This is a genomic window from Kineosporia mesophila (assembly GCF_021129235.1).
Classification (GTDB): Bacteria; Actinomycetota; Actinomycetes; order Actinomycetales; family Kineosporiaceae; genus Kineosporia; species Kineosporia mesophila.
In genome coordinates this window covers 183687-198187 of the sequence record NZ_JAJOMA010000002.1, presented here as the reverse complement: position 1 = coordinate 198187, position 14501 = coordinate 183687, and the positions used below count along the sequence as shown (strand labels likewise).

At 71.1% G+C, this 14501-nt stretch carries 19 protein-coding genes and 1 riboswitch; of the genes, 9 read left to right on the top strand and 10 right to left on the bottom strand.

Annotated elements, in window-relative coordinates; genetic code table 11:
- The first annotated feature begins 16 nt into the window (after positions 1–16).
- From LR393_RS04000 to LR393_RS03985, 4 genes are read left to right on the top strand one after another with little or no spacing between them, the layout of a single operon-like run.
- Positions 17–703, top strand: a complete 687-nt coding sequence (locus LR393_RS04000; RefSeq protein ID WP_231481608.1) for a nucleoside/nucleotide kinase family protein — start codon at positions 17–19, stop codon at positions 701–703.
- A gap of 38 nt (positions 704–741) precedes the next feature.
- Entirely contained in the window at positions 742–1227 is a 486-nt protein-coding gene (locus tag LR393_RS03995; RefSeq protein WP_231481607.1) for a DoxX family protein, read from the top strand.
- Between the two features lie 29 nt (positions 1228–1256).
- Positions 1257–2012 carry a DsbA family protein gene (locus tag LR393_RS03990; protein ID WP_231481606.1) on the top strand — a complete coding sequence of 252 codons (756 nt, stop codon included), beginning with the start codon at positions 1257–1259 and terminating at the stop codon, positions 2010–2012.
- A gap of 13 nt (positions 2013–2025) precedes the next feature.
- Entirely contained in the window at positions 2026–2310 is a 285-nt protein-coding gene (locus LR393_RS03985) for a SelT/SelW/SelH family protein (RefSeq protein WP_231481605.1), read from the top strand.
- Positions 2311–2392: 82 nt separating this feature from the next.
- Here LR393_RS03985 and LR393_RS36165 read toward each other — a convergent pair whose 3' ends face one another.
- The 6 genes from LR393_RS36165 to rpe all read right to left on the bottom strand — a co-directional run bounded on the left by LR393_RS36165 (position 2393) and on the right by rpe (position 6633).
- Positions 2393–2902 carry a PH domain-containing protein gene (locus tag LR393_RS36165; protein WP_231481604.1) on the bottom strand — a complete coding sequence of 170 codons (510 nt, stop codon included), beginning with the start codon at positions 2900–2902 and terminating at the stop codon, positions 2393–2395.
- The gene (locus tag LR393_RS03975) at positions 2899–3162 is read right to left on the bottom strand and encodes a phosphoribosyl-ATP diphosphatase (protein WP_231481603.1); all 264 of its coding nucleotides are present in this window, start codon (positions 3160–3162) and stop codon (positions 2899–2901) included. Before LR393_RS03975 ends, LR393_RS36165 begins: the two co-directional genes overlap by 4 nt.
- A gap of 19 nt (positions 3163–3181) precedes the next feature.
- A complete protein-coding gene (ribH, locus tag LR393_RS03970; protein WP_231481602.1) occupies positions 3182–3667 on the bottom strand; it encodes a 6,7-dimethyl-8-ribityllumazine synthase in 486 nt (161 codons plus the stop codon).
- Positions 3668–3713: 46 nt separating this feature from the next.
- Positions 3714–5003, bottom strand: a complete 1290-nt coding sequence (gene ribA, locus LR393_RS03965) for a GTP cyclohydrolase II (protein WP_231481601.1) — start codon at positions 5001–5003, stop codon at positions 3714–3716.
- Positions 5000–5626 carry a riboflavin synthase gene (locus LR393_RS03960; protein WP_231481600.1) on the bottom strand — a complete coding sequence of 209 codons (627 nt, stop codon included), beginning with the start codon at positions 5624–5626 and terminating at the stop codon, positions 5000–5002. Before LR393_RS03960 ends, ribA begins: the two co-directional genes overlap by 4 nt.
- 139 nt (positions 5627–5765) lie before the next feature.
- A riboswitch (FMN riboswitch) is annotated at positions 5766–5902 on the bottom strand.
- Between the two features lie 71 nt (positions 5903–5973).
- On the bottom strand, positions 5974–6633 hold the full coding sequence (gene rpe / locus LR393_RS03955) for a ribulose-phosphate 3-epimerase (protein WP_231481599.1): 660 nt from the start codon (positions 6631–6633) through the stop codon (positions 5974–5976).
- A 95-nt stretch (positions 6634–6728) separates the two neighbouring features.
- Here rpe and LR393_RS03950 point away from each other — a divergent pair, with 95 nt between their 5' ends.
- Positions 6729–7139: a PPOX class F420-dependent oxidoreductase gene (locus tag LR393_RS03950; RefSeq protein ID WP_231481598.1), complete on the top strand. Its 411-nt coding sequence runs from the start codon at positions 6729–6731 to the stop codon at positions 7137–7139.
- 7 nt (positions 7140–7146) lie between these two features.
- Here LR393_RS03950 and LR393_RS03945 read toward each other — a convergent pair whose 3' ends face one another.
- From LR393_RS03945 to def, 3 genes are all read right to left on the bottom strand, one after another.
- Positions 7147–8700: an RsmB/NOP family class I SAM-dependent RNA methyltransferase gene (locus LR393_RS03945; protein ID WP_231481597.1), complete on the bottom strand. Its 1554-nt coding sequence runs from the start codon at positions 8698–8700 to the stop codon at positions 7147–7149.
- 145 nt (positions 8701–8845) lie between these two features.
- Positions 8846–9844 carry a methionyl-tRNA formyltransferase gene (gene fmt / locus LR393_RS03940; protein ID WP_231481596.1) on the bottom strand — a complete coding sequence of 333 codons (999 nt, stop codon included), beginning with the start codon at positions 9842–9844 and terminating at the stop codon, positions 8846–8848.
- A 32-nt stretch (positions 9845–9876) separates the two neighbouring features.
- On the bottom strand, positions 9877–10422 hold the full coding sequence (def, locus tag LR393_RS03935; protein WP_231481595.1) for a peptide deformylase: 546 nt from the start codon (positions 10420–10422) through the stop codon (positions 9877–9879).
- A 141-nt stretch (positions 10423–10563) separates the two neighbouring features.
- Between def and LR393_RS03930 the strand changes: the two genes are divergently transcribed.
- Genes LR393_RS03930 through LR393_RS03915 form a run of 4 tightly spaced genes read left to right on the top strand, consistent with a single transcriptional unit; the run spans position 10564 to position 13983 of the window.
- On the top strand, positions 10564–11646 hold the full coding sequence (locus LR393_RS03930; protein ID WP_231481594.1) for an ABC transporter substrate-binding protein: 1083 nt from the start codon (positions 10564–10566) through the stop codon (positions 11644–11646).
- The gene (locus LR393_RS03925) at positions 11643–12449 is read left to right on the top strand and encodes an ABC transporter ATP-binding protein (RefSeq protein WP_231481593.1); all 807 of its coding nucleotides are present in this window, start codon (positions 11643–11645) and stop codon (positions 12447–12449) included. The genes LR393_RS03930 and LR393_RS03925 overlap by 4 nt, the downstream gene beginning before the upstream one ends.
- On the top strand, positions 12446–13213 hold the full coding sequence (locus LR393_RS03920; protein ID WP_231481592.1) for an ABC transporter permease: 768 nt from the start codon (positions 12446–12448) through the stop codon (positions 13211–13213). The genes LR393_RS03925 and LR393_RS03920 overlap by 4 nt, the downstream gene beginning before the upstream one ends.
- Positions 13210–13983: an ABC transporter permease gene (locus tag LR393_RS03915; protein WP_231481591.1), complete on the top strand. Its 774-nt coding sequence runs from the start codon at positions 13210–13212 to the stop codon at positions 13981–13983. The genes LR393_RS03920 and LR393_RS03915 overlap by 4 nt, the downstream gene beginning before the upstream one ends.
- Here the strand turns inward: LR393_RS03915 and LR393_RS03910 are convergent.
- Positions 13980–14480 (bottom strand): hypothetical protein, encoded by a 501-nt coding sequence (locus tag LR393_RS03910; RefSeq protein WP_231481590.1) that lies wholly within the window; start codon positions 14478–14480, stop codon positions 13980–13982. The two genes, LR393_RS03915 and LR393_RS03910, sit on opposite strands and share 4 nt — an antisense overlap.
- Positions 14481–14501: the final 21 nt, after the last annotated feature.

Genomic DNA, 14501 nt, shown 5'->3' with positions numbered 1-14501 from the left:
GCGTAGTGTCCGCCCGGTGACGTCCGGCCCCCAGCCCGATCGCCAGCCCGATCCCCAGCCTGATCGCCGGCCCGATCCCCAGCTCGATCCCCGGCCTGATCCCCGGCCTGGTCCTGAGACGGTCGACCTGCTCATCGGCCTTCTCGAGCAGGCCCGCGCCCGCCCGCTCCCCTCGGCCACCACGGTTCTCGCCATCGACGGCCCCAGCGGGTCCGGGAAGACCACGCTGGCCGACGAGCTGATCCGCGTCCTCCATCGGCGAGAGCCGGGGACGGCTGCCCTGGTGCGCCTGGAGGATCTCTACCCCGGCTGGGACGGGCTGCGGGCGGCCACCGGCCGGCTCGCCACCGAGGTGCTGCCCGCGCTGACCCGGGGCGAGACCGCCCGCTACGCCCGCTGGGACTGGACCGCCGACCGTTATGGGGTGATTCAGGACGAAGTGCCCGCCAAAGAGGTGACCATCGTCGAGGGAGTGGGCGCCGGAGCCCTGGCCGCCGCGCCGATGGTGTCGGCCCTCGTCTTCCTCGATGCCCCTGAACAGGTCAGACATGCTCGCGCGATGGCCCGCGACGGGGAGGGCTACCGGCCCCACTGGGAACGCTGGGCGGCGCAGGAACTGGCCTATTTCGCGCAGGACCGCCCTCACGAGCGGGCAGACCTGCTCCTGCTTCCAGGATCCGTCCAGGGTCGCGCACTACGCTGAATGCCGTGTCCATGCGTGGCGAGAGTTCCCCAGGTGTCGTGACTACCACCGAATGGCAGCAGTGGATCGGTCCGCTGATCCGAGTGCTGGCCGGCGGCGTGTTCCTGTACACCGGCTGGGCCAAGATCCAGGACATCGACGACACCATCCGCTCGGTGCGGAACTACCAGTTGCTGCCCGAGGCGATCGTGCCGACCGTGGGCACGGCGCTACCGGTGGTCGAGCTGATCCTCGGCGTGCTGTTGATCGCCGGTGTGCTGACCCACTACGTGGCGCTCTTCACCGCGCTGGTCAGCCTGGCCTTCTTCATCGGGGTGTCCGCCGCCTGGGCGCGGGGTCTGCAGATCCAGTGCGGCTGCTTCGGCAACAGCGGTTTCACCAGCAACCCGGTGCCCGGCTACGTGCGTGAGCTCGTGCTGAACGGCACGATCATGGCCGGCTGCGTCTGGCTGTTCCTGCGCGGCGCCGGCCGCTTCTCCCTCGACCGCACGCTGGGCCTCTCCCCCGCGACGGGCACGCTCTAAACGAGAACCTCACGATCGGAGTCACAGGTATGGCGAGCGGCAGCTCGACCCGGGATGCACGTCAGGCCAAGGCCGTGCAGATGCGCGCGGCGGCGGCGAAGGCCGAGGCCAGGCGCCGCACCCTCGTCGTCGGCAGCGTGGTGCTGGTGGTGGTGCTGGCGATCGTCGGCGTGTTCGTCGTCGTGCAGGCGGCCAACCGCGACAGCTCGACCTCCAGCGCCGCCGACCCGGCCAACCTGGGCGGGGACAACTCGATCGTCCAGGGCAAGGACACCGCGCCCGTCAAGGTCGTCATCTACGAGGACTTCCAGTGCCCGTACTGCGCGCAGTTCGAGGCCGCCAACCGCGAGCAGCTGGTGCAGATGGCCAAGGACGGTGACGTGCAGGTGCAGTACCGGCCCATCGCCTTCCTGGACCGCGCCTCCACCACCAACTACTCCACCCGTTCCCTGAACGCGGTGGCGGCAGTGGTGAACTCGAGCCCGGACGCGTTCCTGGAGTTCCACAACCTGCTCTTCGAGAACCAGCCCGAGGAAGGCAGCGCGGGCCTGAGCGACGAGCAGCTGGTCGCCTACGCGGTGCAGGCCGGGGCCGACGAGGCGACCATCAAGAAGGCCGTCGACGACCAGACCTACAAGGGCTGGACCGAGCGCGTCACCGAGGCCTCGTCCAAGGCCGGCATCTCCGGCACCCCGACGGTGAAGGTCAACGGCACCGCGCTGGAGAACCTCGACGCCGCCTCACTGAAGAAGGCCGTGGACACCGCACTGGCAGCTGCCCAATGATGACGGTCAGGTAATGGCCCGGGTCTCCGTCACCTACTGCACGCAGTGCAACTGGCTGCTGCGAGCGGCCTGGGTGTCGCAGGAACTGCTGCAGACGTTCGGCACGGAACTGGACGAGGTGGCACTGGTGCCGGGCACGGGAGGCATTTTCCGGGTCCACGTCGGCGACACCCTGGTCTGGGACCGCACGGCCGACGGCAGTGCCGCGGACGTGGTCGAGATCAAGCGCCGGGTGCGGGATCTGGCGGTTCCGGGGTTCGTTCTGGGGCATGCCGACCGGGCCAGGAAACCCCACTGAAAAATGAGGGACGCGGGTGCGCACCCGCTGGGGGCACCCCCGGCCCGCTAGGGCTGGGGGACCCTCATTTTTTGTTGTGTGGCTACTGGGCGGTGGTGTGGTGATACTCGATCAGCGTTGCCAGGCGCTCGGCCTCGGACCGGGCCGGCTCACCGTCGGCCCGCTGGATCGCCATCACCGCGAGCGGGTCGCCGTCCTCGGTGTTCAGCGTGACCCAGGGGTCGCTGACGCCGAAATTCAGCCCCTCGACCTCGCGCCAGGTCAGGGTGCGGGTGATCAGCAGGTTGCGCACCACCAGGCCCTCTTTCGAGGGGGTGGCCCGCACCCCGCCGAACCGGCTCATGCCCCAGCCGATGAACACGGCGATCACCAGCAGGCCGATCCGGTCGTTGATGCCGACCTGATCGACACCCGACCAGGGCAGCAGCAACGCGCAGGCGATGAAGGCCAGGGCCTGCCCGACCCCCATCACCCAGGCCACGATGCGGCCCCGGCGGGAGACGAAGGGCCGGTGCAGGTCGGCGATCGCCGCCTCCCGGCCCTCCCTGCCCGACCTGCCCTCCCTGCCCGACTGACCGGCCGAGACCGTCACAGGTGCTTGTAGACGTCGTCGAGGCTGATGCCCTTGGCGATCATCATCACCTGAAGGTGGTAGAGCAGCTGCGAGATCTCCTCGGCGGCGGCCTCGTTCGACTCGTACTCGGCGGCCATCCACACCTCGGCGGCCTCCTCGACCACCTTCTTGCCGATGCTGTGCACACCGGCGTCGAGGGCGGCGACCGTGCCGGAGCCCTCCGGCCGGGTCTGCGCACGGTGGGTCAACTCGGCGAACAGGGTCTCGAACGTCTTCACGGCTTGAGGGTATCCGGGGTCAGGCCGGGACCGGCGAGGGCAGGTCCTTCAGCACCAGCGCCGCGGCGATCGCGGCGGTGGCGGCCTCGTGACCCTTGTCCTCCCGCGAGCCGGGCAGGCCCGCGCGATCCAGGGCCTGGGCCATGTCGTCGCAGGTGAGCAGGCCGAAACCGACCGGGACCCCGGAGCGAACGCTGACGTCGGTCAGGCCGTTCGTCGCGGCCTGGCAGACGTAGTCGAAGTGCGGGGTGCCGCCCCGCACGACCACGCCGAGCGCGATCACGGCGTCGACACCGGACGCGGCCAGCCGGGAGGCGGCGACCGGGAGCTCGAAGCTGCCCGGGACCGGAACCTCCACGACGTCTTTCACGCCGGCGTCGGCCAGACCGCGTCGCGCGCCGTCGATCAGCCCGTTCATGACCTCCTCGTGCCACGAGGCCCAGACCAGACCGACCCGCAGCTGCGAGCCGTCCACCGTGATCGTGGGCGCACCCTCGCCACTCATCGCGTTCTCCTTCGTTCGTTACCTGTTGGTCGTGTGCTGCTGCCGGTCAGCGGGCGTTCAGGTCGTCCAGCTGGTGGCCCATCAGGTCGCGCTTGCTGGCCAGGTAGGCGGTGTTGTGCGGGTTCACGCCGACCTGGAGGCCGATCCGCGTCGTCACGGTGATGCCGTGCGCGGCCAGCCCGGTGAGCTTGGCCGGATTGTTGGTCAGCAGCCGGATCGCGTCCAGACCCAGGTCGTCGAGCACGGCCGCGGCCGCGCCGTACTCCCGGGCGTCGGCGGGCAGGCCCTGCGCGGTGTTCGCGGCGACCGTGTCCAGCCCGGAGTCCTGCAACTGGTAGGCGGTGAGCTTGGCCAGCAGGCCGATGCCCCGGCCCTCGTGACCGCGCAGGTAGATCACCACGCCACCCTCCGAGGCGACGCGCTCCAGGGCCGCGTCGAGCTGCGGGCCGCAGTCGCAGCGGCTGGATCCGAACGCGTCACCGGTCAGGCATTCGGAGTGCACCCGCACCAGCGCACCGGTCCCGGCGGGCTCGCCCGCGACCAGCGCCACGTGCTCGTGGCCGGTCAGCATGTCGCGGTAGGCGACGGCCCGGAAGTCGCCGTGGCTGGTCGGCAGCAGGCTGTCGGCCACGCGGCGCACTCGCGGCGGCGCTGCGACCGGGGCCTCCGGAACGGCTTCCGGGTGCTCGCGGCGGTAGGCCACCAGGTCTTCGATACTGATCAGCGGCAGGCCGAACTCGTCGGCCAGGGCCCGCAGGCCGGGCAGGCGGGTGACCGGGCCGGCGTCCTCCACCACCTCGGCCAGTACCCCGACCGGCGGCAGACCGGCCAGCACGCACAGATCCACGGCCGCCTCGGTGTGGCCGCGACGCTCCAGCACACCCCCCGGGCGGGCCCGCAGCGGGAACACGTGACCGGGACGCACCAGGTCCTCGGGCACGGTGCGGCCGTCAGCCAGCAGGCGCAGGGTCACCGAGCGGTCGGCCGCGCTGATCCCGGTCGAGATTCCCGACCGGGCGTCGACACTGACCGTGTAGGCCGTGCGCAGCGACTCCTCGTTGCGCTCCACCATGTGCGGCAGCCGCAGCGCGTCGGCGCGGTCGTCGAGCATCGGGGCGCAGAGCACGCCGGAGGTGTGCCGCACGGTCCAGCCCACCCACTCCGGCGAGGCGCTGACCGCCGCCAGGATGACGTCGCCCTCGTTCTCCCGGTCGGCGTCGTCCACCACCAGCACCGGCAGCCCGGCCCGCAGTGCCTCCAGAGCCTTCTCCACCGGGTCCAGGGCGATGTCGCCGTACCGGACCTCGTTCTCGTGCACCTGCAGGTCGCCGCTCATCGTGGAGCCACCGTCTCTTCCGTGAATGTGGGAGCGGTGCTCAGCCGCTCCACGTACTTCGCCAGCACGTCCACCTCAAGGTTCACCGGCTCTCCGACGGCGCGGTGCCCGAGCGTGGTGCGGGAAAGAGTCTCGGGGATCAGCGAGACGGTGACGACCGTGGGGCCGTCGGCGAGCTCCGCGATCGTGAGGGAGACGCCGTCGATCGTGATCGAGCCCTTGGCCACCACGTAACGGGCCAGCTCGACCGGGATCTCGACACGCACCAGCTCCCAGTTGTCGCCGGGCACGCGCTCGACGACGGTGCCGGTGCCGTCGACGTGGCCCTGCACGACGTGACCGCCGAACCGGCCGTTCGCCGCCAGCGGGCGCTCGAGGTTCACCGGCACGCCGGGTGCGGCGGTACGCAGGGAGCTGCGGTTGAGCGTCTCGGCCATCACGTCGGCCGTAAAGGTGTCACCGGCCAGCTCGACCACGGTGAGACAGACACCGTTGACCGCGATCGATGCGCCGGGCACGGCGTCGGAGGTCACGAGCGGCCCGCGCACGGTCACCCGGGCGGAGTCCGCCCCCGGCACCAGTTCGACCACCTGGCCCAGCTCTTCAACGATCCCGGTGAACATCAGTGACCCTCCTACCACGCCGTGGGGCGGGCTCCGGGGGATCACGACGGGAAGAGCCGCCGACTCGTCCCGTCATCGGGAAAAGCCGTCGCGTCGCGCCGGTACCGCGGCGACCCTCACCGAGGGCACACCAACGACACCGCGTGCTGCCTCCCATCCGGACTTTCACCGTCGGTCCCGGAATTCCACCAGGTCAACCGCCCACGTCACGAGGACACGGTCGGGTCGCGGACTGTCACCGCCGGTTCGGAATTACACCGACCCCGGAGCACGCACTGCTATCGCTTGCTGAACTGCCCAACAGTCTGCCACCGAACCTTGTTCCCGGAAACGGCGGGTCCGTGGGATCAGCAGGCCGCGGCGGCCAGTTCACGCAACTGGGTGATGCTCGCCGCCGCATCCTCGGCGCCGTACACGGCCGAACCGGCCACGAACACGTCGGCCCCGGCATCGGCGCAGCGCTCGATCGTCGACACCGACACGCCACCGTCGACCTGGATCCACACGTCCAGGCCGGAGTCCTTCACGGCCGCCCGGGTGCGGCGGATCTTCGGCAGCATCGACTCCAGGAACGGCTGACCGCCGAAACCGGGCTCGACCGTCATGATCAGCAGCATGTCGATCTCGGGCAGCAGCTCGAGGTACGGCTCGATCGCGGTGGTCGGCTTCACCGCGAGACCGGCCCGGGACCCCTGCTTGCGCAGCTCACGGGCCAGACGGATCGGGGCGCCGGCAGCCTCGGCGTGGAACGTCACGCTCTGGGCGCCCGCCTCGGCGAAGGCCGGGGCCCAGCGGTCCGGGTCCTCGATCATCAGGTGGCAGTCGACCGGGACCGGCGACACCTTCAGGATCGACTCGACGACCGGCAGACCGAGCGTGAGGTTAGGGACGAAGTGGTTGTCCATCACGTCGACGTGCGCCCAGTCGGCGCTCGCGATGCGCTGGAGCTCACGGTCGAGGCGGGAGAAGTCGGAGTTCAGGATGCTGGGAGAGATCTGGATGCCCACGGCTCCAGAGCCTAGTGCGGAGTCGGGAACCGGTCGCAGGCGGCAGGCCCGCCGACGCTTGACCTCACGTGCGGTTCACCTTCGAGGATCGATGCATGACTACTCGCCCCGAGACCGCTCACGACGAGCTCACGCCGCCGGTGATCGCCTACCTCGCCACGCAGACGCTCGGTCGGCTGGCCACGGTCGACCCGAAGAACGCCCCGCAGAACAGCCCCGTGGGATTCACCCACAACGCCGAGCTGGGCACCATCGACATCCGCGGCTGGAACCTCGGTGACTCCCGCAAGTTCCGGAACATCGAGAGGAACCCGGCGGTGTCGTTCGTGATCGACGACATCCCCTCTGTCGACCCGTGGCGGGTGCGGCTGGTGGAGATCCGCGGCACGGCGCAGGCCCTGCGCGGCCTTCCGGCCGAGGGCGGCACGAGTGGCGAGATGATCCGCATCCACCCGCGCCGCATCATCAGCTTCGGTCTGGACGGCGAGCCGCCGCCCCACGGCTGAGGTTTCCTCAGGCCTTCAGGCGCAGCAGGGACAGGTACATCGAGTCGGTGCCGTGCAGGTGGGTCCACAGCTGCACGGCCGGGCCGTCGCCGAGGTACAGGTCCTCGGTGCCGGGCAGGCGCCGCGAGCCGATCAGGTCACGCAGCACGGCCGGGGTGTCGAGGCGCTCCACGTCGTCCCGACCCCGCAGCACGTCGTCGACCACCATCCGGGTCTCGGCCGGGTGCGGCGAACAGGTGGCGTAGGCCACGACGCCGCCCGGCCGGACCGCGGCCAGCGCCGACTCCAGCAGCTCGCGCTGCAGCGGGGCCAGCGAGGTGAGGTCGGACGGGGTGCGGCGCCAGCGGGCCTCCGGACGGCGGCGCAGCGCGCCCAGCCCGGTGCACGGCACGTCGACGAGAACCCGGTCGTAACGGCCGGGCTCGGCCTCCCCGACGGTGCGGCCGTCCCGCACCCGCACGTCGTAGGCACACTGCACGGCGGCCAGCGACTGCTGCACCAGCCCGGCCCGGTGTTCGGCCGACTCCACCGCCACCAGCTCGGCGTCGTCACCGACCAGCCCGGCCGCGTGCCGCTCGGCCAGCAGCGCCGCGAGCAGCGCGGCCTTACCGCCCGGCCCGGCACACAGGTCGAGCCACCGGCCCCGGTCGGGACCCACGGTCGACGCGGCGGCCGCACCCAGGGCGACCAGCTGGCTGCCCTCGTCCTGCACGCGGGCCCGGCCCTGGCGAACCGCCGGGACGTCATCGGGCGCACCCTTCAGGATGGCCGCGACCGGGGACAGGACCCCGGGCTGCGCGTGCTCCCCGTCGGTCAGCTCGGCCACGTCGGAGAGCCCGGGCAGCGCCGCGGCGGCCACCGACGGGCGGGCGTTGTGCGAGGCCAGCAGCGCCGGCAGCTCGTCGGCCGGGCGGCCGCTGCCCCGCAGCGCGTCGCGCAGGGAGCGCACGATCCACTCCGGGTGCGAGTACCGCACCGACAGGTTGCCGTCCGGGTTCTTCGACGCGTCGGGCGCCACCCGCTCCATCCACTCGGTCTCGTCGCGCTCGCCGACCCGGCGCAGCACGGCGTTCGCGAACCGGGACGCGCCCGGCCCGGCGACCGAGCGCACCAGGTCGACCGTGGTGGAGACGGCGGCGTGCGGCGGGACCCGCATGTGCAGCAGCTGGTGGACACCCAGGCGCAGGGCGTCGAGCACGGCCGGGTCGATCTCGGCGATCGGGCGGTCGGTACCGGCCGCGATGATCGCGTCGTAGCTGCCCCGCCCGCGCAGGGCGCCATAGGCCAGCTCGGTGGCCAGGCCGGCGTCGCGGCCGCGCAGCCGGGCCCGGCGCAGCAGGCCGGGCAGGATCAGGTTGGCGTAGGCGTCGCGCTCGGTGACGGCCCGCAGGGTCTCGTAGGCGACACCCCGGGCCGGGTCGACGGCGGTCGGGCGGCCACCCGTCGGCCTGCTCTCGGGGCTGCCCGCACGCGATGAGTCCCGGCCACCGGCCCGGCCGGGCTTGCCGCCCACGCGGCGGGGCGGGCCGGAGGGCCGGCCGGCCGAAGTCTGCTTGCTCATGACGCCCTCTCGAAAGCCGAGGCCAGGCGCACAGGCGCCACAACGTCCTCAAGCACGTACCTGCTACCCCGATCGGTGACCGGGGCACTGACTGTTGAAGGGCTCTGCGAAAGCCTGTTATCACACGCGCAGCGGGCAGAGCCGCTCACGCAACACCACCGGAAGCCGCGGGGACCGCGGCGTCCTCGTGCGCGTCCTCCAGCCCGGGAAGCCCGAGACGCTCGTCGGCGGCCGGACGCGCACCGCGCGCCCAGTCCACGGCGGCCATCGCCTTCTTGCCCGCCGGGCGCACCTCGCCCAGTACCACGGGGCCGGTGGCCGTACCGGCGTGCACGGCCTTCTTCAGCACGCGTAGTTCACCCGGGGCGAGCGGTTCGGCGTCGTCGTCCGCGACCAGGACGGACACCGGCCCCAGACCCAGACGGGCCCCCCGGAAGGTGGTCCAGGCCCCCGGCGCGGGCGTGCAGCCCCGCACCCGGCGGTCGACGGCCACGGCCGGCTGCGCCCAGTCGACGCGGGCCTCCTCGACCGAGATCTTGGGTGCCAGCGACACGCCCTCCTCGGGTTGCGGATGGGCCTCGATCTCGCCGGTCTCCAGGCCGTCCAGCACCGCGACCAGCAGGCCCGCACCGCCCTCGGCGAGCCGGCCGAGCAGATCGCCGGCGGTGTCGCCCGGGTGCACGGTCTGGGTCATGACGCCGTAGACGGGCCCGGTGTCCAGGCCCTTCTCCAGCTGGAAGACCGACGCCCCGGTGACCTGGTCACCGGCCATCAGCGCACGCTGCACGGGGGCCGCGCCACGCCAGGCGGGCAGCACCGAGAAATGCAGGTTCACCCAGCCGTGCCGCGGCACGTCGAGCGCGCGCTGCGGCACCAGGGCGCCGTAGGCGATGACGGCCACACAGTCCGGGGCCAGCTCTGTCAGCTGGTCCAGGAACTCCGGGTCACCGGGTTTCGCCGGCTGGAGCACCGGCACGCCGTGCTCGTCACCCCACTGCGCCACCGGCGAGCGGGAGACCTTGCGGCCCCGCCCCGCCACGGTGTCGGGCCGGGTGAGCACGGCGATGATCTCGTGGGGCGAGGCGTGGACGGCCTCTAGTGGCGGCAGGGCGACCTCAGGGGTGCCCGCGACGATGATGCGCACGGTGGAGTCTCGCTGACGTTGGAGCGGGCGAACTAGACGGCGCGCCCGAAGGTGGCGTGCGGGCTGACCTTGACCTGCGGCGGGGCGCCGCCGGCCCATTCGGCCTCGCGGATGGCCTTCAGCGCGAGCTTGCGGGTCTCCCGGTCGAGGCGGTCGATGAACAGGATGCCGTCGAGGTGGTCGGTCTCGTGCTGGATGCAGCGGGCCAGGAGCTCGGTGCCCTCGATCTCGACGGGCTCGCCGTACTGGTCGAAGCCCTTGGCCACGACCCGCAGCGAACGCCGGGTCTCGAACACCAGGTCGGGCAGGGACAGGCAGCCCTCGCCACCCTCCTGCTCCTCGACGGACAGGTCGAGGTCGGGGTTGACGAGGTGCCCGAGCCGGCCGTCCACGTAGTAGGTGAACACCCGCAGCCCGACCCCGATCTGCGGCGCGGCCAGGCCGGCGCCCGGCGCGTCCATCATCGTGTCCTGGAGGTCTTTGACCAGGGTGCGCAGCTCACGGTCGAAATCGACGACCGGCTCGGCCTGGGAGCGCAGCACGGGGTCGCCGAACAGGCGGATGGTCTGGATAGGCACCGAACGAGTCTACGGGCCGGGCGCAAATTCCCGGCCCGGAGCCCGCCGGAACTGACATAAGACCGGAACATGGCGAAACAACACCGCAATGCACCGCTCCTAGCCTCAGCCGATCACAGTTGGTACCTAGATCGGAGCACCATGTCGCGTCGTCCCGAACCCGCCCTGCTCGGCCGCCGTCGTCTCTTCCAGGCCGGGGCCCTGGTGCTGGCCGGCGTGCCCCTGCTCGCGGCCTGCGGTTCGGACAGCGACGCCGCCGCGACCCCCGGCGACGGGGGCGGCGCGAGCTTCGGCGAGATCGCCGTGCAGCTGTCGTGGATCAAGAACATCGAGTTCGCCGGTGAGTACATGGCGACCACGAAGGGCTACTACGAGAAGGCCGGTTTCACCAAGGTCGAGCTGGTCGCGGGCGGCGCCTCGGGCACCACCGCGGAGTCGGCGCTGGCCACCGGCAAGGCCTTCGTCGGGCTCTCCACCCCGACCGTGGTCGCGCCGGCCATCCTCAAGGGCGCGCCGCTGAAGATCGTCGGCACGACCTACCAGAAGAACCCCTTCTGCATCCTGTCGATCGACAAGAAGCCGATCGCCTCCCCCGCCGACCTGGTGGGCAAGAAGATCGGTGTGCAGACCGGCGCCAACCAGGTCATCTTCGCCGCGCTGCTGAAGGCCAACGGCATCGCCGAGGGCGACGTGGAGATCGTGCCGGTGCAGTTCGACCCGACGGTGGTCACCACCGGTGAGGTCGACGGCTTCATGAGCTACATCACCAACGAGCCGATCCTGCTGGCCGCGCGCGGTTTCGAGGTCACCACGTTCCTGATGGCCGACCACAAGCTGCCGTTCGTCGCGGAGACGTTCACGGTGCTGCAGGAGTCGATCGACAAGGAGCGCGACAAGGTCAAGGCGTTCCTCAAGGCGGAGATCCAGGGCTGGACCGACGCCGTGGCCAGCCCGGAGGACTCCGCCGACCTGGCCGTCACCAACTTCGGCAAGGACCAGGGCCTGAAGCTGGAGGAGCAGGTCAAGGAGGCCACGGCGCAGAACGACCTGATCGTCAGCGACGACACCAAGGCCAACGGGCTCTTCACCATGACCCAGGAGCTGATCGACGCGAACATCGAGGTGCTCGCGCTGTCGGGCGTCACGATCACGGCCGAGCAGCTGTTCGACCTCTCGCTGCTGGAAGAGGTCTACACCGAGAACCCCGAGCTGAAGAGCGCATGAGCGAGGGCACCACCCCCGACGTCACCTCCGGCATCACCCTGGAGGGTCTGGGCAAGACCTTCCGGATGGGCCGTAAGACCGTGACGGCCCTGGACAACGCCGACCTGAAGACCGAGCAGGGATCGTTCCTGACCCTGCTCGGCCCCTCGGGCTGCGGCAAGTCGACGATCCTGCGCATCCTGGCCGGGCTGGAGACGCCGACCACCGGCCGGGCGCTGGTGCACGGCGAAACCCCGCAGCAGCTGCGCGGGCGTCATCACCTCGGCATCGCCTTCCAGGACTCCGCGCTGCTGCCCTGGCGCAGCGTGCGCACGAACATCCGCCTGCCGCTGGAGATCTCCGGGCTGAAGGCGGATCCGGACTACATCGACGAGCTGATCGAGCTGGTCGGCCTCACCGGGTTCGAGAAGGCCCGGCCCGCGCAGCTGTCCGGCGGTATGCGCCAGCGCGTGTCGATCGCCCGGGCGCTGGTGGTGAAGCCGTCGGTGCTGCTGCTGGACGAGCCGTTCGGGGCACTGGACGACATGACCCGTCAGCGGCTCAACCTGGAGCTGCTGCGGATCTGGACGCAGAAGCCGGCCACCACGCTGATGGTCACGCACGGCGTGGCCGAGGCGGTGTTCCTGTCCGACGTGGTGGCGGTGATGAGCCCGCGGCCGGGTCGCATCCTCGAGCTGGTGCCTGTGGATCTGCCCCGCCCCCGGACGCCCGAGATGATGCGCACGCCGGAGTTCCACGCGATCCACGACCGGCTGTCCGACCTGCTGTTCGGCCAGGGCGGCGCCGCGATGGGTGCCGAGTGAGTACGTCCCGCCGGGTTTCCCTGCCCGCCTGGTCGGGTGGCCTGGTCGGCACCGTGGTGCTCCTGGCCCTCTGGTGGCTGCTGGCGCTGACCGTGTTCTCCGGCTCGGGGTCGGTGCCGACCCCCTGGTCGGTGGTGACCCAGATGGCGGACGACGGATGGGACTTCTACGCCACCAACGCCGGCATCACGCTGCGCAGCGCGTCGCTCGGCTTTCTCTGGGGCAACGTCGCGGCCCTCACCGTGGCCGTGCTCGCCCTGCTGGTGCCTCCGCTGGAGACCGTGGCCACGCAGCTCGCCGTGATCAGCTACTGCATGCCGCTGACCGCGATCGGGCCGATCGTGCTGGTGATCTTCGGCGGGCGGGCCCCCTCGATCTTCCTGGCGGCGCTCTCGGTCTTCTTCACCACGCTGATCGGGTCGCTGCTGGGGCTCAAGGCGGCCGACCGCACCAGCCTCGACCTGGTTGCGGCCTACGGCGGCGGCCGGTTCCAGCAACTGCGGAAGGTCCGCGTGGTGGCGGCCCTGCCCCACGTGTTCAACGCGCTCAAGATCGCCGCACCGGCCGCCATGCTCGGCGCGATCCTCGGTGAGTACCTGGGCGGCATCGACAACGGCCTGGGGGTGGCGCTGACCGTGGCGCAACAGCAGTACATCGTGCCCCGGACCTGGTCCCTGGCCCTGGTCACCGGGGCCCTGGCCGGTCTCGGCTACGCGTTCTTCGCGCTGCTGGCCCGGTTCGCGACACCGTGGCGGACCTCATGAGCCGCGCCCTGGGCAAGGCCCTGGCCCCGCTGCTCGTCTCGGCCGTGGTCGCGGTGGTCGCGTGGGAGCTGTTCCTGCGCGCCTTCGATGTGAACCCGCTGATCGGGAAGGACCCGGCCGCGGTCTGGGAGTACCTGTTCACCGCCCCCGAGGCCGCCGCCAACCGCACGTCCGTGATCGATCCGCTGCTGGTCACGCTGAAGGACGGCGCTCTCGGGTTCGCCGGCGGCATGATCGCGGCGGTGCTGGTGGCCGTGACGTTCGTGCTGTTCCGCAGCGTCGAGCAGGCCTTCCTGCCGGTGGCAATGCTGCTGCGCTCGGTGCCTCTGGTCGCGATGACACCGCTGGTCACCCTGGTGTTCGGCCGGGGTCTGACCGGGGTCTGCGTGATCGCGGGCATCGTGGTGTTCTTCCCGGCGCTGGTGACGATCGTGTTCGGGCTGCGCTCGGTGAACCCGCTGGCCCAGGACCTGGTCGCGGCCTACGGCGGGAGCAGCTTCACGGCCCTGCGCAAGGTCGCGTTCCCCAGTGCCCTGCCCTCGCTGTTCGCGGCGATGCGCATCTCCGTACCCGGGGCCCTGATCGGTGCTCTGGTGGCCGAGTGGCTGGCCACCGGCAAGGGCGTGGGCGGCGAGATCCTGCGGGACATCGGTGCCTTCGGCTACGACCACCTGTGGGCGTCGATCATCGTCCTCACCGCCGTGTCGGTGGTGCTGTACACGGTGCTGGGGCTGATCGAGCAGGTCGTGCTGGCCCGGTTCTCGGACTAGCTCTTCTCGTTCATCACGTAGCCGTCGCGGGCCAGTCCCGGCTTCAGGCCGGGATTGATCGCCGGGGAGGGCAGCCGGATACGCCGGGCGCGGGCAGCCTTACGGGCTCCCCCGCCCGGTCCTTTCGGGCGGATCAGCCGCATGAACTCGTCCCGGTCCTCCACGCTCACGAAGAGGGTGGTGAGGGGAACCTTCCAGCCCAGCACGCGGGCGTGGACGCCGATACCGAGCTGGATCCGGACCAGGTGCTGCGTGCTGCCGTTCACCAGCCAGGTGCCCCGCCAGCCGTGCACACCCACACTGATCACGGCGCGGTCGTCGGTCTCCACGGTGGCGATCGCGTGACGCGGGATCGTGGCCTGGAAGGCCCACCCCATCCACACGCGCACCTCGTCGTCCGTCACGACGATGCCGCTCACCGAAGGACCGCACGCCAGCACGCCCAGCAGCCGGCGCATGCTGTGCGTATAGGCGATCCGGAACGTCGTCTCCGCCATCTCCACCACCTCTTCGTCCGA

Excerpts from the sequence above, each read along its gene's own strand:
- LR393_RS03990 (WP_231481606.1), top strand. The coding sequence starts at position 1,257 with ATGGCGAGCGGCAGCTCGACCCGGGATGCACGTCAGGCCAAGGCCGTG.
- LR393_RS03985 (WP_231481605.1), top strand. The coding sequence starts at position 2,026 with ATGGCCCGGGTCTCCGTCACCTACTGCACGCAGTGCAACTGGCTGCTG.
- ribH (WP_231481602.1), bottom strand. The coding sequence starts at position 3,667 with ATGAGTGGCGAGGGTGCGCCCACGATCACGGTGGACGGCTCGCAGCTG.
- ribA (WP_231481601.1), bottom strand. The coding sequence starts at position 5,003 with ATGAGCGGCGACCTGCAGGTGCACGAGAACGAGGTCCGGTACGGCGAC.
- LR393_RS03960 (WP_231481600.1), bottom strand. The coding sequence starts at position 5,626 with ATGTTCACCGGGATCGTTGAAGAGCTGGGCCAGGTGGTCGAACTGGTG.
- LR393_RS03950 (WP_231481598.1), top strand. The coding sequence starts at position 6,729 with ATGACTACTCGCCCCGAGACCGCTCACGACGAGCTCACGCCGCCGGTG.
- LR393_RS03945 (WP_231481597.1), bottom strand. The coding sequence starts at position 8,700 with ATGAGCAAGCAGACTTCGGCCGGCCGGCCCTCCGGCCCGCCCCGCCGC.
- LR393_RS03930 (WP_231481594.1), top strand. The coding sequence starts at position 10,564 with ATGTCGCGTCGTCCCGAACCCGCCCTGCTCGGCCGCCGTCGTCTCTTC.
- LR393_RS03925 (WP_231481593.1), top strand. The coding sequence starts at position 11,643 with ATGAGCGAGGGCACCACCCCCGACGTCACCTCCGGCATCACCCTGGAG.
- LR393_RS03915 (WP_231481591.1), top strand. The coding sequence starts at position 13,210 with ATGAGCCGCGCCCTGGGCAAGGCCCTGGCCCCGCTGCTCGTCTCGGCC.
- LR393_RS03910 (WP_231481590.1), bottom strand. The coding sequence starts at position 14,480 with ATGGCGGAGACGACGTTCCGGATCGCCTATACGCACAGCATGCGCCGG.